Genomic DNA, 23,278 nt, shown 5'->3' with positions numbered 1-23,278 from the left:
ATGTGAACGGCTCCGGGGTCAAGCCCCGAGGCACTCTGCCTGTTAATCTGTAGACCAAGGGCCCGACTAGTTTTTCCGAACCGGATGGATTGGGCTGCTTTTTGCTGTGACAATGTGTTTTTTGGTATTTATTCGCTGCTCGGTGGAGAGTATGAGCTTGCTTTTCGAGTCATTTGGGCACTGTGGTTCATCTTTGTGGGAGGACCACTTACTTTTTAGATTTTGATTGCTGTCGCATGGTCTGGAAGTTTGCTGTTGATTCTTGATTATCTGCTCTTGGTTGGGTGATTGATCTCGCTCTCGTGGAGACAACGACACTTGATATCGTATCCTTCTTTCGAACGTCGGATAACGGATAATGGCCTACCAGTTCGGTGCTTGGAAAACTACTGTTTCGATGCCGCCTCATCAACCTCCGTGTTCATTGTATTTTCTACTGTTTTTGTTGTTAGAAGTGACCCAACAACTGTTGTGACAAGGCCTAGTAGCATACAGTACAGTGAAATCCCCCAGCCAAAGTACGTGCTTGCAAAGATTGTAACGTTACCAACGACTGGGATTCCAATCGTAGTAGCAGAGACAAAATTAAAGCTCATATAAACTGCTTGCGAGACAAGAATACCAGAAATAATTCCTCTATCAGTGGTTCGCTGCCAGTACATCGCGACAAGTACTGGAAAAGCAAGCTGTGCAAAACCTCCAAATGCAAGATCCCCAATATCAAGCAAGATTGCTCCGATTGTTCCAGCTGCAACGCCTCCTGCTTCGACCCATAGACTTGCACCCAATGCAGCGGCAGCAAAGACAGTAACAATAATTCGACCAAGAAAACTTTCTTTGTCTTCTGAAAGATTTGGATTGATCAGAGGCTGATACACATCTCGTGTAAAGTACGATGAGCCAGAGAGTAACATAGCATCTGATGAAGACATCATTGCAGCAAGTGCACCAGCGACGACAAGAGCGGCGAACCAAACAGGGGTATACTCTGAAAGCAGGATTGGCAGTACATTTTCACCAGCCCCAATATCTGCGGTTACTCCAAGTCCCTGTGCCCATGTACCTAGTAGAAATGCAGGAACAAAGAGTAACAGCACAAGAATTGGCCATAGAGAAAACGATCGCTTGAGAACCGCCTCCGATTCTGCAGTGAAAAAGCGCTGATTAACTTGTGGAAACATCGCAACACCGAACGCGATGCTAATAGCGAGTGTCAACATCTGTTGTGGCGTGTAGAACTCACTTCCCAGCGCTAGAAATTCTGGATGTTCCATAGCCAGTGTATTATTAATTACTCCGATGCCTTCTGTTGTTAATAGGATCCAAAGAAATGCTGCCCAAATAGCAACGAGCATAAATATCCCCTGTAGTGTGTCTGTCCATGCAATTCCGCGCATCCCTGCCAAGACAACATACAGGATCATAAACACGGTTATCAGTGTAGCACCAAACCAAAAGGGAATAGTACCGTCTGTCAGTGCCTCTATTGCGCCACCTGCTCCAATCTGTTGTAACATCACATATGGGAACAGCCAGATTAACGACACAAGGGCAACAAGCGCGCGGAGGGCGGTGGATTTAAACTGATCACCTAGCATTTCACCAAGTGTAATGTACCCATGCTGATTTCCCATGAGCCACTGTTTGTACCCGATGATATACCAGAGAATCGCAAAGATAATACCATCCATAAGTCCCATTATCAGTAGCCATTCTGGTCCATGCTGGTAAGCTCCATCTGGCCCGCCAAAGAAGGTAAATGCTGACAAGAGCGTCGCAAACACAGTAAACAACAAGACAATGGTACCAAAACTTCGGCTCGCTAAGTAGTAATCTTCTGCAGTTCGTTCTGTGAGTCGATACGCAACGATACCAATACCCAACGCAACGAAGAGATATCCTATGATAATGCCTAGTTGGAGAGCTTCACTCATCGCTGATCACCTGAACAACGGACGCCAATTCCCCAAGCTCGCTTAACGAAGATGCGAAATAAAATAGCAGCGACAATCATCCAGACGATGTGCCACCAAATCCAGACTGGGAGTCCAGCAACTACCTGATCAACCCCCCAAAGAAACCATGGAATGGCAAGTCCGACCAGAATGGCACCAACAATAGACCAAACGACCAACATTCGGTTTACAGACATTCTCTTGCTACTGATATTTTACTCGATAGTTTTTGATGTGTCGGACGACCAGCACGGAGCAAGACTGAGAAGTTGCGCTTGTGCTATATCTGCGCACAACATTACTGAATCAGTGTTTTCTTTGGTAAGTGATTACAATGGTATGTATGGACTTTACTGAACTTGTTCAGACAAGAAGATCCGTTCACGAATATAGTGACCAGTCAATTGAGGAAGACACACTACAGCGTATTTTCAAAAGGACAACACTTGCACCATCAGGATACAATCTACAGCCTTGGGAATTTGTTGCGCTACGCGAGGAAGAATCAAAGGAGAGGCTGAAAGAGGTCGCCTATAATCAAGATCATGTCGTTGAAGCAGACACCTCAGTAATTGTTCTTGGTTCTACCGATTTGACCCGACACTCAGAAGCAGTCTTTGAGGACTGGTTGGCGAAAGGCTACCTTCCCAATAATGATGTCAAAGAATCACTAATCAACAATGTTGAGAAGATGAACACAATGTCCAAAGCAGATAAGCGAACTTGGACCACCCGGTCGACCGCACTTGCTGCAATGACGCTTATGTTTGCTGCTTGGGATGAAGGCATTGCAAGTTGTCCGATGGAAGGTTTTGACTCGGAAGCTCTTGTTGAAACGTTTGATATCCCAGATGAGTATGAACCGGTTATGCTGATTACACTTGGATACCCAGCGGCTGATACCTCTGATATAGAAAACGAGCGCAAAGGCCGACGGCCAGTTGATGACGTTGTTCACTACGAATCATTTGATCCATCGTCCGAAACAACACTTTTGGACCCGTCTGCAGATAATTAGGCCAAGGGCCCGGAGCCTGATCCCGAGCCCGTTGACCGCATAGCTAACTGACAGGCTAACCTTATTTTTATATTCAACGTAGATCTTATCCGGGCTCAACAGACTGCATCTTTTCTTGGAGAGTTTATGACTTGCAATATTTCAGTCATCATATTCAACCAGGTATACATTGCTGAGGGCACTTTATTACGGTATGCTTGGGTATGCTGCGATGAATCGCACACTTCGTGACTCTGATACCCCACGCCGATGCAATCGGGACATGCGTAAATCCACATGGGAGTCAAAGGGTCTCAAATATGCTGGGGAGCTAGCTGAACAGAATTTTCGAGATCTATTAGCGATTTTACAATGGAATTATAAGCATAATATTAATTTATATCGATGTAGCTCAGGTCTGGTGCCATGGAACTCTCAGTTTGATCTTAATGAGTTGCCGAACTATGAGACAATTCAGGAAATCGCGCAGCAGTGCGGCGAGCTAATCAAGTCCGAGGATATGCGACTAACGTTCCATCCAGACCATTGGTGCAAATTGGCTAGCGAGTCCGAAGATACGGTCAGACGATCCGTTCGTTCTGTAGTGTGTCACGGCCAATGGCTTGACCTAATGGAATTAGATCGTTCACCCCGGTATGCGATTAACGTGCATATTGGTGCTCACTATGGCAATAAAGAAGCAACCGCAGACCGATTTTGTGAGGTGATCAATGATCTTCCGCCAGAAGCAAAAAGTCGAATTGTAGTTGAAAATGATGACAAGGAATCACTATGGAGTATTCAGGAGCTTGTAAATCAGGTCAGCGATCGTACTGGAATCCCAGTGACATTCGATTATCACCATCACAAATTTACTGACCGTGGTTTAACTTATCGTGAAGCGTTTGAGATGGCAGTATCGACTTGGGGAAATCACCGGCCAATTGCGCATTATTCTGAAACATCTCGGTTACACGGAGATTCTGACGCCAGGCCACAAGACCACTCAGAGTACGTGTCTGATCTTCCCGACTGGCTTCGAAAGCGAGCAGATGTTATAATTGAATCCCATCAAAAAGAGCAATCAGTACTACGATATACCCCAGATAAGTTCGTCTGATGCGTTATTTTGCAAGCAGTTCACTTGCTATTGTATTGCGCAGTACTTCACTTGTCCCCTCATAGATTTCGTTGAGTTTAGCATCGCGGTAGTACCGTTCCATTGGGAAGTCCTTGGTATATCCATACCCTCCGTGAATCTGAATCCCTTCGTTAGCTACTTCGCGAGAGATTTCTGACGCATACAGTTTTGCTTGAGCTGCTTCCTTAACGAAGCGATCGCCGCGAATCTTTTTATCTGCTGCGTCATGCATCAATAGTCTAGCACCACGCACTTTTGTGTCCATGTCGGCTATCTTATGTTGAATAGATTGGAACCCTGATATTTCTTGGCCGAACTGCTCACGTTGTTGACTGTAATCAATTGAAGCGTCAAGTGCTGCCCGTGCGATCCCGACTGACCGGGCAGCAATCGTAATACGTCCGCCATTCAACGTTTTTAGTGCATGAACAAATCCATCACCTTCATCTCCAAGACGCCTCTCCTCCGGAATCCACATATCATCAAATCGTAACTCCGCAGTCGGACAACCCTTGTCACCAAGCTTTTCCTCCGTACCTTCTACGATAAAACCGTTGTCCTCTTCTGGTCGAACAATGAACGACGAAATCCCATTTTGGCCTGCCTCTGGGTCTGTTTTTGCAAACAAAATAACCGTGTCGGCGACCGATCCATTTGAAATCCAGAGTTTGTTACCATTGATGCAGTAGCCGTCACTGTCTTTTTCAGCAGTAGTTTCCATCGAGGGGACATCTGACCCTGCATCGGGTTCTGATAGCGCAAATGCACCGATGTCACTTCCCCTCGCTAACGGTGTTAAATAAGTTTCTTTTTGCCCATCTGAGCCAAATTGATTAATCATGTTCCCTGCAAGCGAGATATGTGCCGCAACAATTGTGCCAATGCCACCAGATCCTCGAGAGATTTCAAGCAACGCTTCAGGGTAGGCGTGATAATCAAGATTAGCACCACCATACTCTTCAGGAAACGGCATCCCCATGAGGTCCAACGATGCAAGTTTGTCAATGATTTCCCATGGAAATTCATCTTTGTGATCAATTTCATCAGCAACCGGAACAATCTCCTCATCGACAAACTCAGCTACCATTTCCTTAATTTGCCTTTGCTCGGAAGTCAGCTGAAAGTCCATACTAATGTTATATTTGTGTAGCTACAAATTGATTATCACTGCAGCAAGCATGCAAGGGATTATACCTAATACATGTCGATAGAAATTATCTCGAAGTAAGTCGTCGCCAAGGAATTGCATAATAATAGATATATTATGTTAGAAAGCCATTATCATATATTTATTACCAATATAAGCTTATATTTCGTAAACAGATTCGCCAAACGGCTACTATACTTACAATCTATATTGATAGCATTCTGCTTAGCTTGATAATCAATATGATATAGTATAAAACCAAAAATACATGTCAGTTGTTCTCATATCGTAGAACGAACACTGTGCCTCTTGACACGAGGTACACATTTGAGTAAATAGCGTGAGTTGAGTATGACACAGAAGATAAAATCAGCTGCACGGAGGATTCAATGATGGAGAACGTTCGCATCGCAGGCGTTGGTATGACCAAGTTTGGGGAATGGTCAGCGAAGCGTACCCGAGAATTGTTTGCACAAGCAGCAACAGAGGCGATACAGGACGCAGAACTGGAGCAGAAAGATATTGATCATGTGTTCTATGGGAATTTCATCGGGGAGATTGCAGAGAACCAAGGCCACCAAGGTCCACTAGTTGCCGACGCAGCAGGTGTGGATGCCCCTGCAACTCGAGTTGAAAGTGCCTGTGCATCTGGTGGCCTTGCCGTCAGGCATGGGATAACACAGATTCAATCTGGACAAGCAGATGTTGTATTAGTTGGCGGTGCAGAGCGTATGAACACACTGTCAACATCTGAGACGACAGATGCTCTTGCGGCGGCAGCAGATGCAGTTTGGGAGAGTAATATGGGCGTTACCTTCCCTGGGGCGTACGCTCTGATGGCTAATAGATATTTCCACGAGTTCGGCGGATCACGAGAAGACTTGGCACACATTGCAGTGAAAAATCACAAAAACGCGATTAATAATGATCTAGCGCATTTCCAGCGGGAAATTGATATTAACGATGTACTGAATGCCCCGGTGGTAAGCTCACCGTTTAGTGTATACGACTGCTCTCCGATTAGCGACGGAGCCGCTGCGGCTGTGTTGGTGTCCGAAGAGTATGCCGAAAAAACGGGGATAGACGCGCCAATTGCAATCACCGGGACTGGCCAAGGAGGTGACAAATATACATTAACTGATCGTGAGACAATGACATGGACACAAGCAGCGAATGAAGCTAGCCAAAGCGCGTATCAGGAAGCGAATATCACATCAGACGATATCGACTTGATTGAAGCACATGATTGTTTCACGATTGCTGAGGTCTTAGCCTTGGAAGCACTCGGAATTTATGAGCGTGGTGAAGCGATTGGTGCCGCTAGGCGTGGGGAAACAACTGCCGATGGAGAACTCCCAGTAAATCTGTCTGGCGGACTAAAAGCGAAAGGACATCCAGTCGGAGCAACTGGTTGCGCGCAAATTACTGAAATGACGAAACTTCTTCGAGGGACTCATGTAAATAGCCCCTACGTTGATGACGTCGAAATCGGGGTAACACATAATGCTGGAGGGACTGTAGCGAGTGCTGTTGTTCATGTATTGGAGGTGAAAGAATGAGTAACGAAGAAATCTCTGAAATCCAGGAATTTTTCAGTGCAATTGAGAACGACGAGCCGTACTATCTGTCTGGAACTGAGACTCACGGGATGGTTCCTCCAAGGTACGTGGATCCTGCTTCTGGTAATAAGGAGATCTCACGAGAACCAATGCCAAATGCAGGTAAATTGCTAACCTATTCAGAAGTTCATGTTGCACCATCTCCATTGGAACATGTGTCGCCTTATACGGTTGCAATTGCAGAATTTGGTTCGGTGCGAATCACAGGTCAGCTCCGTGGTTTTGAGACAGACCCAGAAATCGGTCAGCAAGTAAAAATTGGAATTGAACGTCTTGAAAAGCTAGAGTATCCACTTGTTGTATTTACTCCCAAATAACGCAATCAGGTCTTGCATATTTTTTGGCACATTAACATCACTGACTATTAGAATGTCCTAGAAATTAATGAATAATACCGAATCACATATCACTGTGGTCAAGTGACTATGTAATGATGTCATACACCGTCGAATCAATCGACAGTGTGGGAGTCGTCGGAGCGGGAACGATGGGAAGTGGTATTGCACAGGTTGCCGCAAGTTCTGGTTACAATGTCGTAATGCGCGACATTGAGCAGGAACTCATTGAAGAGGGGTTCTCAAACATCAATCAGAACCTTCAGCGGTTCGTTGAGAAGGATCAGCTTTCTGAGACAGAAAAAGAGCAGATCATCGGCCGAATAGATGGAACGACGGATCTCGAGGATCTTGAGGATATAGATTTAGTCATCGAAGCAGCTGTTGAGGACTTGGAAATTAAACAGAGTATTTTTACTGAGCTGTCGGAATTAACTGATGATACCACTGTACTGGCAACAAACACAAGTACGCTCTCAATCACCTCGATTGCCAGTGCTACTGACAGCCCTGAACGTGTTGTCGGGATCCACTTTATGAATCCTGTTCCGATTATGGATGGAGTAGAGATTGTAGTTGGTGAAAAAACGCCGGACGAAGTGGTTAATCTTGCTCATCAATTTGCTGAAGACCTAGACAAACAGACATGGGAGTCCGATGATAAGCCTGGATTTATCACAAACCGAATTTTAATGCCTTGGATTAATGAAGGTATTAGAGCCTACGATGAAGGGGTCGGAACGAAAGAGGATATCGATAAAGGCATGCGGCTCGGTACTAACGTTCCAATGGGGCCACTTGAGCTAGCTGATCATATTGGGTTAGATATCTGCCTACATGCTAGTCAGACGCTTTATGAGGAACTTGGAGACCGGTACAAGCCTGCTTATCTACTAAAGCGAAAAGTCGAGGCGAATGAGCTCGGGAAGAAAACAGGAAAAGGATTCTACACATATGAGTAAAATACTGCACGACCTCACACGCCGTAGTTAGCTGCTGGTAAGCACACCGTTGTTTTATTCTTTTAGGTGGCGGGCGATTATCTTTTTCTGTATTTCTGATGTTCCCTCGTAAATTGTTGTAATCTTAGCATCTCGATAATATCGCTCAACATCAAAGTCCTTTGCATATCCGTACCCACCATGGACTTGCACAGCGTCATCTGCAACGTTGACGGCAGTTTCACTTGCAAAATATTTGGCCATACTTGCCGCCATCGCATCTACACTATTTTCATTCTTCTTAGCCGCATCATAGGTTAGAAGTCGTGCTGCTTGCACGTCAGTTTGCATATCAGCCAATTTTTGACCAATCGCTTGATGATTAATAATCTCGGTACCAAATTGTTCTCGGTCATTTGCATACTCAATAGCATCATCAAGAGCCGCCTGAGCAACACCGACTGCTTGACTTGCGATGGCTACTCGCCCACCATTAAGGATGGAAAATGCAGCCTTGAGCCCCCTTCCAACATCGGTAAGCTGATTCTCGGCTGGGATGCGAGCGTTATCAAACTTCAGTGTTGTCGTATCGCTGGCTTTCATTCCCATCTTTTCTTCGTGTTTCCCAACATTGACTCCATCTGTATCTTTCGGGACCAAGAATTGTGTCACAGTGTCTGGGTCATTAGAGTCTGTTTTAGCAAACAAAATAACAACATCCGCTCGTTCACCGTTCGTAATCCATTGTTTTGTCCCGTTGATGACAAACTCGTTGCCATCACGGACTGCTTCAGTTGTCATTTCTGCAGGATTGGAGCCAGCATCAGGCTCAGAGAGTGCAAACGCTCCAACAGGGCGTCCGTCCCTCATATTTGGCAGCCATCGATCACGCTGACTTTCTGAACCAAACTGACGAATACACGACGTTACCATACAGTGAACGGAAAGCGCTGTAGCTAACGCTAAGTGTCCTCTCGCTAATTCTTCATTCACGAGGCTGTACGTTAGCATATCAGCATCAAATCCACCGTACTCTTTTGGAGTGGTCAATCCAGTCAAGTCCAGCTCGGCTAGCTCATCCCAGATATCCTCCGGAAAGGTTTTTTCTTTCTCAGCAGTCCGTGCTGCCTCAACAACTTCATCGTCAACAAATTGCCGAACCATGTCTCTAACCATCTGTTGTTCCTCGGTTAGTTCCATAGTATTACCACACAATCAATTAACTAAGATGTGACGATTTACCACATAGCACGTGGTGTATAATAGGTTCGATATAGTATGCTATCGAAGAGACGTCAAGCACACACGATTACAAACAGGGAGTGGACTTAACCGATCTCCGTTTGATTCTAATACTGATATTATTTTTCGGTTGTTATTCCGTTAAAATCATTACATACCATATTATTAGTAAAGACCATGAGCGTTGAAACGCAAGAAAGGATCCGCTGTCTGGTCGCAAAGGTTGGCCTTGATGGTCATGATCGAGGGGCACATGTGATCGCTCGAGCATTTAGGGATGCTGGGTTTGAAGTGATTTATTCTGGTCTACATAATGCCCCGGAAGACATCGTACAGGCTGCTGTTCAAGAAGATGTTGATGTCCTTGGTATCTCTATTCTCTCAGGAGCACACAATGAACTTGTTCCAGAGATTGTTGATGGATTAAAAGAGTATGACGCATTTGAAAGTACACTAATTCTCGTTGGTGGAATTATCCCAGACGACGATCAAGAATATCTATATGACCAAGGTGTTGATGGGATATTCGGGCCAGGGACTCCAGTTGAAGAGACGATCGAGTTTATTGAGGAGAACGTTCCGGAAAAATGACCGAAACTGAAGCGCTGGTACCTGAAATACTTAATGGGAGCCACAGGGCATTAGCTGAAGCAATCACGACGATTGAAAATCGGTCCTCTGGCTATCGGAAATTAGTATCAAATCTCCATCCACACACGGGGAACGCAGACATTATCGGCATTACAGGATCACCTGGAGCTGGAAAATCAACACTTGTCGACAAGATGGCCGAAATGTACCGTGAACAAGGACAAACAGTAGGTGTTATTGCTGTTGATCCATCGTCTCCTTTTTCCGGTGGAGCAGTACTTGGAGACCGCATTCGGATGAACTCAACGGTCGGTGATATGGATGTTTTCTTCCGTTCTATGTCTGCAAGAGGAGCACTTGGTGGTCTTTCAACAGCCACAACCGATGCCGTCAAAGCATTAGATGCGTTCGGGAAAGACAAAATCATCATCGAGACAGTGGGAGCTGGACAAAATGAAATAGATGTCGTCAAAACCGCAGATACAGTTGCAGTCCTTGTTCCGCCAGCATCTGGTGATGATATTCAGATGCTGAAAGCAGGTATTTTGGAAATCGCTGATATCTTTGTCGTCAACAAGGCAGATCTCGATGGAGCGGATAAAACAGTGAAAGAACTACAAGAAATGATTCACATGCAGGAAGACGCGCCAGCCGCTGGTCATCATGGAGTTGATGCATTTAATGACGGTGCTGTTGCAATGGACACCTCTGAGAATGACTGGAAACCTCCTGTTGTAGAGACTGTCGCAAAATCTGGTAAAGGTGTAGATACGTTTCTATCAGAGCTAGACGACCGTACACAGTGGCTTGAAGACACCGGAGAGGGGCAAGCACAAGAGCGAAAACGATACGCTGCGGAGATTCAACGACTTATCCGGGAAGACGTCGCAGCATTGGTTGAGGATCAAATTGAGAAATCTGGTGGGATAGAACAGAAAGTTGATGCAGTAATGGAACGGCAAACTGATCCATATTCTGTTGCTGATGACCTGCTTGATGCAATTAAAGGACAGTCATCTTGAACATCCATTCATCTGGCTTTATATTCCTGGCATCCATCTTCGGGCTAATCGAGGGACTCAAATAGAATAGGAGTAAGTCATGTCATTGCAACTTGACCTTGATATGTTCCGTGCTGATCTTTGAGTACGTCCATTATTTCACCCATTGTTGCATAGCATTTGACGGCGTCAATCACGTATGGCATGATATTCTCATCGTTTCTGATTGCTTTCTCAAGTGCTTGCAGCGACTCAGAGACTGCCTCGTTGTCACGAGCTTCTTTGACATTTGATAAGCGCTCTAATTGTCGATCACGGACTTCCTCATCGACCTTGAGAATATCTGGATCCGTATCTTCCTCAATTGTATACTTGTTTACCCCGACGACAATTTCCTCGTCGCTCTCAACGCGCTGTTGATACTCGTAGGCAGAGTCTTGGATTTCACGCTGGAAGTATCCATTCTCAATACCTCGAAGAATACCATCTCGAATTGATCCATCACCCATCTCTTTGATTTCAGTGATGTACTCCATGATCTCTGACTCCATCTCATTTGTAAGTTTCTCAATTGCAAAACTACCTCCCATCGGATCAACAATATCAGCTGCGCCTGTTTCTTCAGCAATGATTTGTTGCGTTCGCAGTGCTACACGCACAGCTTTTTCGCTTGGAAGGGCCAAAGCCTCATCAAAACTATTGGTATGAAGTGATTGTGTACCTCCCATGACAGCAGCAAGGGCCTGTACAGTTACTCGGACAATGTTGTTTAACGGCTGCTGAGCGGTGAGTGACTGGCCAGCTGTTTGTGTGTGGAATTTTAGCCTTTTTGATTCTGGCTCCTCAGCATCATACCAATCTTCCATTACCCGCGCGTATATCCGTCGTGCGGCTCGGAACTTAGCGATCTCCTCAAAGATTGAATTATGAGAATTAAAGAAGAACGATAGAAGAGGAGCGAACTCATCTACATCAAGACCTCGATTAAGACAATCTTCGACATATCCAAATCCATCTGCGAGAGTAAACGCTGCTTCCTGTATCGCAGTTGATCCAGCTTCACGAATGTGATAGCCAGAAATCGAGACTGGATGGAACCGTGGTGTTTCATCAACGGCAAATTCTATAGTATCAGTTACTATTTCTAGTGAGGGCTCAGGAGGAACTGCCCACTCTTTTTGGGCAATGAATTCTTTAAACATGTCATTCTGTAATGTGCCTCTAATCTCTTCACGAGGAACGCCCTGCTTATCAGCGAGTGCGATATACATTGCATAAATTACCGGTGCTGATGGATTAATTGTAAATGATGTTGACACTTCCCCAATATCAATCTCATCGAATAAAATCTCCATATCACGGAGAGTATCCACAGCTACGCCCTCTTTTCCAACTTCGCCTTTACTCATCGGATTATCGGAGTCAATCCCCATGAGAGTGGGCATATCAAAAGCAGTGGATAACCCTGTTTGCCCATTTTCGATCAAATAATGGAACCGGTCATTTGTTTCTTCGGCAGTTCCAAACCCAGCGAACTGCCGCATGGTCCACGTCCGGCCTCGATGCATTGTAGGATATACACCACGGGTATACGGTGGCTCTCCAGGGACACCGATGTCTTCAGTATAATCTAGATCGGAAACATCTTCTGGCGTGTAGATTCTATCTACTTCTTTGTTGGAGACAGTTGCAAATCGGCCTTTCCGTTCTCCATATGTATTGAGATACCCTTGAAGAGTATCCTCTTCCCATTGCTCATGTTGCTCACGGATATTCTCAAGTTCATCCTCGTCAAACATTATCAGACAATATTATAATCAATCAATAAAGTTCTATCGCCAGAATCTCACAAACCATACGGTATTTATCCCCGATATTATCAAAATTCTGGACTTTTAAAATGTGGATCGAGATGCTGTGGCAAACAGCAGGGACGCAAATACACATTGTCAAAACAATGCCATTTCCTTCCTGCATTCAGCTACAGTTATCATGAACCTGCTTAGACAATTTTAACAAAAGTACTTCAGTTAATGAACCTCAAACAGCAATTAAATATAGACTAATCAGGAATAATGACGAATTTAGTTAGATATCTCGGTCGTTGATATTCACTAATACGGAACTCACTAGACACAGGTAGGACCACTGGAATTACGATGTTCATTGATAATGATAGATATTTGTATACAGAACATTTAGATAATTATCAAAGTGGTCAAAATGCTTTCCAACTGCCTATCCGCCTCTTCAATATACAGGACAACATCCCGGTTAACTGGGACACATCGAATCACCCGTACTGGAAATAATACCCATTATACTCAGTATTTAAATAACAATGACTGACACTGCCCCACCTGAGTCACTACGTACTGTCTCACAACTTCTTGAACGAAAAGCAGCTGCATATGGCGACCGGACATTTTTCAAATGCGGTCAGAAAGAGCTCTCATTCGCAGATATTGAGCAAAAAACAGCAAAGATTGCTAATAGGCTCCATGAAATCGGTATTTCGTCTGGAGATCATGTCTGTTTGTATTTGTACAATTCTGCAGAATACCTACTTATGTATCTAGCAGCGATGCGTCTTGGTGCCATTGTTGTTCCAATTGATACCCGGTTTACTGGAGATATGCTCCTAAATATTCTCAACCGAGTAAAGGGGGATGCCATTTTCCTTGACAAACATACGCATTCAGAATACGAAAAAATACGAGGCCAGCAGTCTGCAGCACCGTATGAATACTATATTGGGACACCACCGCAGAAAACACCGTACAGATCCTTTGACGAATTCCGCGGCAACGACCAGCGATTTTCAAAGGGGAGTCCTATCTCTAGCACAGATCCAGGGTCGGTTACATTTATCCAACAACAGCAAACAAGCCAACCAAAAGGTGTCGTGTTACCACAATTCTCATACATTAATACTGGATGGGAATCCGGGCAAAATTTATTTAACTTTACCGAAGATGACTGTATACTCACAAGCTTACCGCTATACAGCATATTCACATTCCAACTCGGAATCATGGGTGCACTAATTACAGGGTCAACATTTGTTCTTCTCAAACAGTTTGATCCACATCAGTTTTGGTCCAAAATACGCGAACACGATGCATCCGTGTTTTTGTATCTAAGCCGTATGCTTTCTGTGTTGTATAACCAGCAAGACTTAGAACAATATGAAGAAAATACAGTTAATTTTGCAATTGGACACGGGTTCGGATTCCGTAACGACGAAAATCTCATTAAAAACTTTGAACAGCGATTCGACATCACGGTTTTAGAAGGCTATGGGACAACACAGGTAGGTACGATTGCGACCTATAACCGCCCTGATCAGCGCCGAATCGGAAGTGTTGGACAAGTGGCATCATTTGCCGATGTCGACATTGTTGATGAGAATGACTGGTCATTGCCCGAAAATGAGACTGGTGAGATCGTTGTTCGTCCGACAAGGAACAATACAATGATGCTAGGGTATCATGATAACCACGGGCAGGCAGTCCGGGATTGTAGAAATCAATGGATTCACACTGGGGATATCGGGTACAAAGACGAAGATGGATATCTGTTCTTTGTTGCAAACAAAGAAAATTCGATATATCGTGGACAAATTGCTGGGCGTATTTCGACACTTGAGATTGAGAGCGTAATCAATTCTCATGGACCAGTTCGTGAGTGTGCCGTTACTGGTGTTAGTATGCAGGACGATACCGAAGCTGTTGTCGCAGTTGTCGTGCCACAGGAAAATAAAGAAGTGACCCCTCCAGAGATATATCGATACTGTAAACAGCGACTACCATACATTAAGATCCCCCGGTACATCGATGTCCGGAAAGAACTTCCGAGAACTCCAACCGGAAAGATCAGGACAGAAGTACTCAACGAGATCTCAATTAAAGAAGCATGGGATAGAGATCAGGGATACGAGTTTAGTCGATAAGTCACTCATTAGTTCCGGATTTTTTATGGCAGAGCGCTGTACGATCGAATTCACAAACAAGCGTCTCTTCGTCGGTGTTAACTTTGAATGCTTCAACATGCATAGTGACGATACCCTGGGTCCCATCGCTTGTTTCCCGCTTATCCGTGACTGTAGACTGTACACGGATTGTATCCCCGTGGAACACCGGTTCTGGGTGTTCAACATTGTTATATGAAAGGTTAGCAACGGCTGTTCCTTCAGTTGTGTCCGGGACAGAAATACCAACCGCTAAGCTCATTGTGTATAGTCCATTAACAAGTGGTTCTTCAAACTGAGTCTCATTGGCAAAAGCATGGTCAATGTGCAATGGTTGCTGGTTCATCGTAAGATCACAGAACCGATGATTGTCACTCTCTGTGATCGTACGTCGCTTATTATGCTTGATAATTTCTCCAATCTCGAATTCCTCAAAATATTTTCCGGGCATGTGTATCACCTACTTGTTGGTTATAATATCGTGCCATGTTTTTTATCTGGTAATGTCTTTTCGACTGACTCATAGAAGTTAAACCGTGCAATGAGCTCATCACGAAGTGATGAAGGAGGGATAATCTCGTCAATCACTACTTCGCTTGCCATACGGCGGACATCAATATCACGACGATACTCTTCTCTGAGTTCTCGTTCCCGTTCTTTGCGCTTTTCTTCGTCATCTATCTCTGCTAGTTTATTTGCATACACAGCATTTATTGCAGCTTCTGGCCCCATAATTGCCAGTTCGCCACTGGGTAGTGCAATGGTAGACTCTGGGTCGTATGCTGGTCCCGACATTGCATAGATGCCTGCTCCGTATGCTTTTCGCACAATCACTGACTGTTTAGGTACTGTTGCAGATGATGTAGCATAAATCATCTTTTTACCTTGTTCAAGAATTCCCTCTTGCTCAACACTTGAGCCAGCCATAAACCCAGGTGTATCGCATAAGTACAACAATGGAACATTATATGCGTCACAGGTCCAAATAAACTCAGCTGCCTTCTCAGCCGAATCAGGAAAGATTGCACCAGCGCGCTGATCTGGCTGGTTTGCAACGATACCTATCGGTCGACCATCGATACGAGCAAATGCAGTGATAATTTCTTGCCCATATTGGGGTCTGAGTTCAAGTAACGAGCCTTTGTCGATAATTCGAGTGATCACGTCCTGCATGTCGTAACTTCTGTTCGGATCATTGGGAACGACTCCATCAATTTCGCTGGATGGATGTTTTGGCTCTTGGCCGGCTGTTTGTGGTGGATCCTCACCACTGTTATTTGGAAGGTAACTAATTAATTGGGCAGCTAGCTCTTTGGCATGCTCTTCATTTTCAGCAATTAGGTCTGCACTCCCGGAATACTGTGCATGCACTTCAGGACCTCCAAGCTCCTGTAGGGAGATGTCTTCCCCAGTTACCATTTCCACCATTCTGGGGCTTGCAATAGCCATTGCACTCATATTTCGGACCATGATGGTAAAGTCCGCAAACACAGGAGTATAAGCAGCACCAGCAATACAAGGGCCATATAGAACACAAATCTGAGGGACCCGTCCAGATAGCATCGAATGATTATAGTAGTACTTTCCAATTCCTTCTCGATTGGCAAAGAATCCTGTCTGTTGGTCAATGCGACCCCCAGACGAATCCATCAAATAGAGCACGGGCTTCCCGGTTTTGAGAGCACGTTGTTGCATGCGGAGGAACTTTTCTACTCCTTTTTCAGCCATACTCCCGCGCTTCACGGTGTAGTCGTTTGCCATAAAATGGATGTCTCTGCCTTCGAACTCTGCACCCCCCGTGATCAAGCCATCAGCAGGAAGCTGATCCTCAGCGTCAAACTCAGCGAATTTTCCATCCTCGAATAGGAATCCATCATCAAACCACAAGTCAATACGATCTCTAACAAATAGCTTACCCTCTTCAGGTAGTTGCTTCTTGTATTTTTCTGGCCCACCTGATTCAATCTCCTCGATCTGTGCTACGAGTTCTTCTTCCCGTTCTGTTGGTCCAAGTGACTTGTCTAGATCACTCTGCTGGTTGTCGGCTGTTGGACTTGAGGGCTCTGCAGTAGCTATTTCCGACCCGTCGTCGTCGATTACAGTCACTTCTCCGTTAAGTTCCATGGCAAATGCTTCAGCAACAGCCTTGGCCTTTTCCTCCGTGATATCGTCTGAAATACGAACTTGCATAATTCTTACCTCATTTGAACGAGTTGTTCTCCCATATTAACTGAGTCACCTTCTGACACGTTAATCTCTGAGACAATGCCTCCGTGATTTGCTGTAATTTCATTTTCCATTTTCATTGCTTCAAGAACACAGACCGTCTCTCCTTGATCGATATGCTCTCCTTCTTCGACATCAACTGAGATAACTGTCCCCTCCATATCTGCTTGTATACCGCCCTCATCGGCTTTATTCGCAATTGGATTTTCACTCGTTGATTGCGATGCCCTCGTATTATTGGAAGACAGGCCTTCTACTTGAACATCGAACAGTTCTCCATCCACTTCAACACTAACTGTCTCCATGCTTGGCTCATCTGACTCTGGTTTAACAACCGATGCATCCGATCGATTCTCAATGGCTTTCTTGAATGAATCCTCTTTAAGTAGCTGATCTACATATTTGGTTGTATGTGCCCCATCACGGAACGTGTTATCATTGAGAATATACTGGTGGAATGGAAGCGTCGTTTGAATACCATCAATATCGAAATGCCGTAGTGCTCGCTTCGATCTGTTGATACACTCTGTTCGGCTTGAACTTTCGACAATTAGCTTTCCGATCATCGAATCATAGTCGCCGCTCACTTCCTGTCCTTCGAATACAGCATGATCAATGCGGACTCCGATAGTGCTTGGAGGTCGATATGTCTCCAATTTGCCGGGCGTTGGTGCAAATTCACTTGCTGGGTCCTCAGCGTTTACACGATACTGAATTGCGTGTCCATTAAATGTTATGTCGGACTGATCGTACGGAAGTGTTTCTCCAGCCGCAATTCTAATTTGCCATTTTACGATGTCAATCCCGGTAATCTCTTCAGTTACGGTATGCTCGACCTGTATCCGAGTGTTTACCTCCATGAAATAGAATTTTCCATCTTCAACGAGGAACTCAACAGTCCCGGCGTTTGTGTAACCAGCCTTATGCATTCCTCGCTTCGCGGCGTTTCCGATTTTCTTACGGAGAGACTGAGAGAGCGTGGGGCTTGGAGCTTCCTCTATAACTTTTTGATGGCGACGTTGCAGAGAACAGTCTCGTTCACCAAGATGTAGCACATTTCCGGATTCGTCTGCCAATATCTGCACTTCAATATGCTTTGGATCACTTAGATATTTTTCTACATATACCTCTGCATCATCAAAGTAGGCCTCTCCTTCGCGTTTGGCCGTTTCTAATGCGTCTTCAATTTCGTATTCATCCTGTACAATTTGCATGCCCCGTCCGCCCCCACCGCCGGCTGCCTTGATTGTAATTGGGTATCCATATTCCTCTGCTATTGAGACAACTTCGTCTGGATTATCAACAGATGTTGTCGTTCCTGGAACGATTGGAACATCAGCTGCTTGCATTGTTTCTCGGGCAGATGTCTTAGATCCTAGCTGCTGCATTGCGTCACTGCTTGGCCCTATCCACTTAATCCCATCAGTTGCCTCGACCTGCTCAGCAAACTCAGCGTTTTCCGCTAAGAACCCATATCCAGGATGAATTGCATCCGCCTGTGCTTCTTTACTCACCTCGATGATTCGTTCTTGATCAAGATATGACTCACTGGCCTGAGGTGGACCTACCCGATATGCTTCATCAGCATATGCAACATGCTCACTTTCGCGATCAGCATCGCTGTATATAGCAACTGTGCCAATGTCAAGCTCCTCACATGCAGCCATGATACGAATTGCAATTTCTCCTCGATTAGCGACTAATAATTTATCAAACATCCTTTATCAGTCCTCCTGTCTTGTCTCTGCCTCAGATGCTGCTTGGTCCTGCAGCTCAGTTCGACGGATTTTGCCGGTGACTGTCTTCGGTAGCTCATCCCGGAATTCTATCTCTCGAGGGTACTCATGTGCCGCCAATTCTGATCTCACATGTGTCTTAATGTCTTTTTTGACGCTTTCTGAAGGAGTTACGTCCCCGCTTGGAACAATATACGCCTTAACAATATTTCCTCGTTCAGAATGGGGCTTAGGAACAACTGCAGCTTCGGCAACGGTATCATGATCGCCTAATGAGCTTTCTACTTCAAATGGCCCAATGCGGTATCCCGACGATAGGATAACATCATCTGCTCGGCCTTCAAACCAGAAATATCCATCATCATCTTTGTGTGCTAAGTCTCCAGACAAATACCATTCCCCGTCTGGTCCGTCAATGAAACAGTTAGCTGTTTTATCGGGGGCCTCCCAATATCCAGCAAAGAAACACGGATATTGGCCACGCTGAGCTATCTCGCCCGTTTCCCCTGGGTCAAGCACCTCCCCTGTATCGGGATCAACGATGTCTGCTTCGATTCCCGGGAGAGGACGACCCATCGATCCTGGCTTGACCGATTCAGTTGGATAGTTATTGATAATCATATTTCCAGTCTCTGTTTGCCCGTAGGTGTCATGAATCGTAACACCAAGCTGTTTTTCTCCCCACTCGACAACGCCGGCAGACAACGGTTCACCGATTGAGAGTGCATGTCTCAGATCAAGATCAGTGCCTTCGAGTACCTCTTCGTTTTCTCTTAGCATTCTGTATGCCGTGGGAACCGAGAAAAGAACAGAGATTGAATACTCGTCAAGTAAACCTGACCAAATCTCTGGATCAAATTCACCTTCATATGTAAATAGGCTTACTCCCCAAAACCAAGCCCCGAGTGTATTGATTGCTCCCGTTAACCATCCAAGATCACCCGTTGACCAATACAAATCGTCTTGGTTTAGGTCAACGGCATATCGCTGTGTTGCTGCAACGCCAGCTATCCACCGGTGTTTGTGTAAGACTCCCTTCGCAGGACCGGTTGTTCCCGACGTATAATATAACATCGCATTATCCCCGCCAGTTGTTAATGCCGGCTTGTATTCTATGTTCATATCTGACAGCGAATCATGAAATGTAGTATCCGATGCTGGAAACGCATCACCTCGATCTACGGTGATCACATGTTCAACGGTCTCATTATCCTCAAGCGCCTCGCTGATTGTGTCACGATTGTCAGATGTCGTTAAAACAACAGTTGCATCACAGTCACTAAGTCGATAGGAGATTCCATCTGCACCATATCGTTCATTAACGCTTCCCCACACGGCGCCATGCTTGAGTGTTCCAACAAGTGCCACATAGTGCTCCGGAATTCTTGGCATGTAGGAGAACACTCGGTCACCTTGGTGAATACCAAGGTCATCAAGAAGATTTGCAAATTGATTTGATTGATTCTTGAGTTCAGTGAATGTGAGTGTTGTCAGTGATCCGTCGGTTCCAACTTGATATAGTGCTGCTTGGTTCTGGTTCCCAGCGTGCCGATCGCACACTTCATGTCCAATATTGAGTTGTTCAGGAGCATCCCAGTCAGCTTTATTATAGATATCGTCCCAAGAGAATTCCTCTACTAATGACTTGTAGTCCTGCAGGTTGTGGCTATCAGTCATGCATTGCAGAAAAAGATAATATACCTTAATAACTGTTTTGGTAATGAGTTACAATTATAATTAGAACTACACTTTTATATTACAGTCCTTTAGGGGTCAATCACTTGCTTCCCCAATTGCTTCAAGAGCTTCCGGATTTTCGATACTTGATAAGTCTCCAAGGTCCTCGCCAATATGTTTTGATCGAATAGCACGGCGAACTACTTTTCCAGACTGAGTTTTTGGAAACTCATTAACAAAAAGGATCTCACGAGGCCGGAATGGCTTTCCATGCTCATCATCCACCATTTTCCTAACCTCATCACGCAAATCTTCTGAAGGCTCATGACCGTCCTCGGCAATAAGATATAGCACAACAGCTGTCCCAGTAACGTCGTCGGGCACACCAACCGCAGCAGCCTGATTGATACCAGAATGTTCCATAGCGACTGCTTCAATTTCAGCGGGGCCAACCTTGCGGCCAGCAACATTCAGTGCGTCATCCGCTCGGCCATGAAGGAACCAAAAGCCGTCTTCATCTTTCTGCGCCCAGTCTCCGTGGTCCCAGAGATTTTCCCACGTTGACCAGTATTCGTCAAGATACCGTTGGTCACCAGACCAGAGGCTATTTGTCATTGAAGGACAGGAGCTTCGAGCGACTAAGTAACCTCGTTCATGTTTATCAACAATAGATTCACCACGCTCGTTTACAATGTCAATATCCATTCCAAGGCCAGGGCCTCCAAGCGTACATGGTTTCAGTTCTTGGGTAGGCATTGGCATCAGGAAGCACCCGAAAATTTCTGTTCCGCCTGATATATTAATAATCGGTGTTTCGCTGTTCCCTACGTGTTTGTAGAACCATTCCCAAGACTCTGGATCCCACGGCTCACCTGTTGAGCCAAGCAGACGCAGTGAAGAAAGGTCATGCTTTTTCACCCAGTGATCTCCTTGTTTACGTAATGCCCTAATAGCAGTTGGAGAAATCCCAAATTGTGTAATTTTATGCCTATCAATCATTTCCCAGAATCGATCTGGTTCTGGATAATCAGGAGCACCTTCATACATGAACATTGTAGCCCCGAATGTGTGCGTTCCGATCAACGTCCATGGTCCCATCATCCAACCAATATCGGAGACCCAAAAGAACCGATCAGAAGGTTGTAAATCGAACCCAAAGTGCAATTCTTTGGCACTTTGCACCTGGGCCCCTGCATGTGTCTGTATAATTCCCTTCGGCATTCCCGTTGTTCCAGATGAGTATAATAGCATCGCTGGGTGATCAGAAGGAACCTCTTTCGTATCGTAAGTTGCTGATTGTGGTAAGACAGCCTCGCCCCACAATTCATCGCGATCATCATTCCATGGAACTTCTCGGCTGCTAGCGTGACCGAGCCTGTCCACGACAACAGTATGCTCAACATACCCCGCTTCATCAATGGCTTCATCGGCAGCCTCCTTGAGTAGAACTTCTTCTCCTCGGCGATAAAATCCATCTCCTGTAAATAATACCGTGCATTCAGAGTCACGAATTCGGGTTGCAGTTGCTTCGGTACCAAACCCAGAGAAGATTGGCACAGCAATTGCACCTACCTTGAAACACCCGTACAGAATAGAGATTACCTCAGGAGTCATCGGCATATACAATCCGACGGTATCGCCTTTCCCAACACCTCGTTGTTCTAGTAGATTTGCAACCTGATTTGCTTCACGTTGAAGATCATGATATGTTACTCGTCGAATCTCACCATCTTCAGCTTCCCAGATACATGCTACTCTGTTACGGCTTTCGTTGTTTATATCTGCGTGTCGATCCAGCACATTATGAGCGATATTAATTGTCCCACCTGGATACCAGTCGGTAAACTGCGGTCCTTGGGAGGCGTCCCGTACATCTTCATACGGTGTGTAAAATTCAATGTCTAAGTAATCGACAATCTCATCCCAGAACCAATCAAGTCCTGATTTTGGTTCATTTGAAAATGAGGAAACACTTCGAGTATGGAGTTCATCATACGTCTCGAATCCATACTCCTGCATAAACTTCCAGATGTTCGTTTGTTTGACAAAATCTTCTGTCGGCTCGTGGAGAACCCTATCCATTAATTCAGAATCTGTTTTTGACATTGCTTGTAGTTATCGTAGTTTTTGGCATCGGTAGTATAACTCTTTCCGTTATTCAACCGCGTTGAGTTTTGCTAAGTGTGATATAGTGCTTACCGATACCCGGCGCACTAGCGCGTGTTATCTATGTTGCGTTTTATCCCATTGCAGTTTCGGGTAAGTATCATGCTCTGACTACAATCTACCTGTATCTCTCTTATCACGCTCGGCGTATGCAGCGTCTTGTTTTGCTCCGACTATATAACCACCAAGTGATGGCCACACCAATCCGAAGATTCATTGCATAATGTCAGGTGAAGAATTGTCTGATATTGCTGCATGCTTAATGGATTCACCTCGTATGGCTTGTGTTTGTATAACTGCTTGCTCGTGTATCTATGATCGAGCAAGCTGATTATCCAGAACATGATTATGAGGCAGTCTACGGAAAACGGGGCAGCCGAACTGTCTTTGAGCTAAGACAGGGATCATAATGGACTGACAAGCACTTCCGTCAACTTCTGTAAGACCTTATTATAGAACTTCTCAGAGACATTGGCTCGTCTGTTTGATATGTCACTGAACCGCTTGCAGACCAGTATATCCTTGTTAACTCTC

General features: G+C 45.1%; 18 protein-coding genes. 8 read left to right on the top strand and 10 right to left on the bottom strand.

Annotated elements, in window-relative coordinates; translation table 11 throughout:
- Window positions 1-386: 386 nt before the first annotated feature.
- Window positions 387-1,934 (bottom strand): sodium:solute symporter family protein, encoded by a 1,548-nt coding sequence (locus K0C01_RS11005; RefSeq protein ID WP_221169743.1) that lies wholly within the window; start codon window positions 1,932-1,934, stop codon window positions 387-389.
- Window positions 1,931-2,152 (bottom strand): DUF3311 domain-containing protein, encoded by a 222-nt coding sequence (locus K0C01_RS11000; protein ID WP_221169742.1) that lies wholly within the window; start codon window positions 2,150-2,152, stop codon window positions 1,931-1,933. Before K0C01_RS11000 ends, K0C01_RS11005 begins: the two co-directional genes overlap by 4 nt.
- A 146-nt stretch (window positions 2,153-2,298) precedes the next feature.
- On the opposite strand from K0C01_RS11000, the gene K0C01_RS10995 reads away from it, so the two are divergent.
- Both K0C01_RS10995 and uvsE read left to right on the top strand, forming a co-directional pair.
- Entirely contained in the window at window positions 2,299-2,973 is a 675-nt protein-coding gene (locus K0C01_RS10995; RefSeq protein ID WP_221169741.1) for a nitroreductase family protein, read from the top strand.
- Window positions 2,974-3,166: 193 nt separating this feature from the next.
- Window positions 3,167-4,072, top strand: coding sequence for a UV DNA damage repair endonuclease UvsE (uvsE, locus tag K0C01_RS10990; protein ID WP_221169740.1), 906 nt, complete (start codon window positions 3,167-3,169; stop codon window positions 4,070-4,072).
- Between the two features lie 4 nt (window positions 4,073-4,076).
- Here the strand turns inward: uvsE and K0C01_RS10985 are convergent, their stop codons facing one another.
- Complete coding sequence (locus tag K0C01_RS10985) at window positions 4,077-5,222, bottom strand: acyl-CoA dehydrogenase family protein (RefSeq protein WP_221169739.1); 1,146 nt, start codon at window positions 5,220-5,222, stop codon at window positions 4,077-4,079.
- A gap of 410 nt (window positions 5,223-5,632) precedes the next feature.
- Between K0C01_RS10985 and K0C01_RS10980 the strand changes: the two genes are divergently transcribed.
- The 3 genes from K0C01_RS10980 to K0C01_RS10970 all read left to right on the top strand — a co-directional run bounded on the left by K0C01_RS10980 (window position 5,633) and on the right by K0C01_RS10970 (window position 8,156).
- A complete protein-coding gene (locus K0C01_RS10980) occupies window positions 5,633-6,799 on the top strand; it encodes a thiolase domain-containing protein (protein WP_221171262.1) in 1,167 nt (388 codons plus the stop codon).
- Window positions 6,796-7,176, top strand: coding sequence for a Zn-ribbon domain-containing OB-fold protein (locus tag K0C01_RS10975; RefSeq protein ID WP_221169738.1), 381 nt, complete (start codon window positions 6,796-6,798; stop codon window positions 7,174-7,176). Before K0C01_RS10980 ends, K0C01_RS10975 begins: the two co-directional genes overlap by 4 nt.
- 116 nt (window positions 7,177-7,292) lie before the next feature.
- On the top strand, window positions 7,293-8,156 hold the full coding sequence (locus K0C01_RS10970) for a 3-hydroxyacyl-CoA dehydrogenase family protein (RefSeq protein WP_221171261.1): 864 nt from the start codon (window positions 7,293-7,295) through the stop codon (window positions 8,154-8,156).
- Window positions 8,157-8,210: 54 nt separating this feature from the next.
- Here K0C01_RS10970 and K0C01_RS10965 read toward each other — a convergent pair whose 3' ends face one another.
- Window positions 8,211-9,335 (bottom strand): acyl-CoA dehydrogenase family protein, encoded by a 1,125-nt coding sequence (locus K0C01_RS10965; RefSeq protein ID WP_221169737.1) that lies wholly within the window; start codon window positions 9,333-9,335, stop codon window positions 8,211-8,213.
- Between the two features lie 219 nt (window positions 9,336-9,554).
- Here K0C01_RS10965 and K0C01_RS10960 point away from each other — a divergent pair, with 219 nt between their 5' ends.
- Window positions 9,555-9,968 (top strand): cobalamin B12-binding domain-containing protein, encoded by a 414-nt coding sequence (locus tag K0C01_RS10960; protein ID WP_221169736.1) that lies wholly within the window; start codon window positions 9,555-9,557, stop codon window positions 9,966-9,968.
- Window positions 9,965-10,990, top strand: coding sequence for a methylmalonyl Co-A mutase-associated GTPase MeaB (gene meaB / locus K0C01_RS10955; RefSeq protein ID WP_221169735.1), 1,026 nt, complete (start codon window positions 9,965-9,967; stop codon window positions 10,988-10,990). The genes K0C01_RS10960 and meaB overlap by 4 nt, the downstream gene beginning before the upstream one ends.
- Window positions 10,991-11,067: 77 nt before the next feature.
- Here the strand turns inward: meaB and K0C01_RS10950 are convergent, their stop codons facing one another.
- The gene (locus tag K0C01_RS10950; RefSeq protein ID WP_221169734.1) at window positions 11,068-12,768 is read right to left on the bottom strand and encodes a methylmalonyl-CoA mutase family protein; all 1,701 of its coding nucleotides are present in this window, start codon (window positions 12,766-12,768) and stop codon (window positions 11,068-11,070) included.
- A gap of 542 nt (window positions 12,769-13,310) precedes the next feature.
- Here K0C01_RS10950 and K0C01_RS10945 point away from each other — a divergent pair.
- On the top strand, window positions 13,311-14,921 hold the full coding sequence (locus tag K0C01_RS10945; protein ID WP_221169733.1) for a class I adenylate-forming enzyme family protein: 1,611 nt from the start codon (window positions 13,311-13,313) through the stop codon (window positions 14,919-14,921).
- Between the two features lies 1 nt (window position 14,922).
- Here the strand turns inward: K0C01_RS10945 and K0C01_RS10940 are convergent, their stop codons facing one another.
- From K0C01_RS10940 to K0C01_RS10920, 5 genes are all read right to left on the bottom strand, one after another.
- Window positions 14,923-15,390, bottom strand: coding sequence for a MaoC family dehydratase (locus K0C01_RS10940; protein ID WP_221169732.1), 468 nt, complete (start codon window positions 15,388-15,390; stop codon window positions 14,923-14,925).
- A 20-nt stretch (window positions 15,391-15,410) separates the two neighbouring features.
- On the bottom strand, window positions 15,411-17,129 hold the full coding sequence (locus tag K0C01_RS10935; protein WP_221169731.1) for an acyl-CoA carboxylase subunit beta: 1,719 nt from the start codon (window positions 17,127-17,129) through the stop codon (window positions 15,411-15,413).
- Window positions 17,130-17,134: 5 nt separating this feature from the next.
- Window positions 17,135-18,883: an acetyl-CoA carboxylase biotin carboxylase subunit gene (locus K0C01_RS10930; RefSeq protein WP_221169730.1), complete on the bottom strand. Its 1,749-nt coding sequence runs from the start codon at window positions 18,881-18,883 to the stop codon at window positions 17,135-17,137.
- A gap of 6 nt (window positions 18,884-18,889) precedes the next feature.
- Entirely contained in the window at window positions 18,890-20,578 is a 1,689-nt protein-coding gene (locus K0C01_RS10925; protein WP_221169729.1) for an acetate--CoA ligase, read from the bottom strand.
- A gap of 96 nt (window positions 20,579-20,674) precedes the next feature.
- Window positions 20,675-22,660 (bottom strand): AMP-binding protein, encoded by a 1,986-nt coding sequence (locus tag K0C01_RS10920; protein WP_255568295.1) that lies wholly within the window; start codon window positions 22,658-22,660, stop codon window positions 20,675-20,677.
- Between the last annotated feature and the right edge of the window lie 618 nt (window positions 22,661-23,278).

Source organism: Salinarchaeum sp. IM2453, assembly GCF_019693215.1.
Taxonomy (GTDB): domain Archaea; phylum Halobacteriota; class Halobacteria; order Halobacteriales; family Salinarchaeaceae; genus IM2453.
Note: the sequence above shows the minus strand (reverse complement) of the source record. Positions and strands in the feature narration are given on the sequence as shown.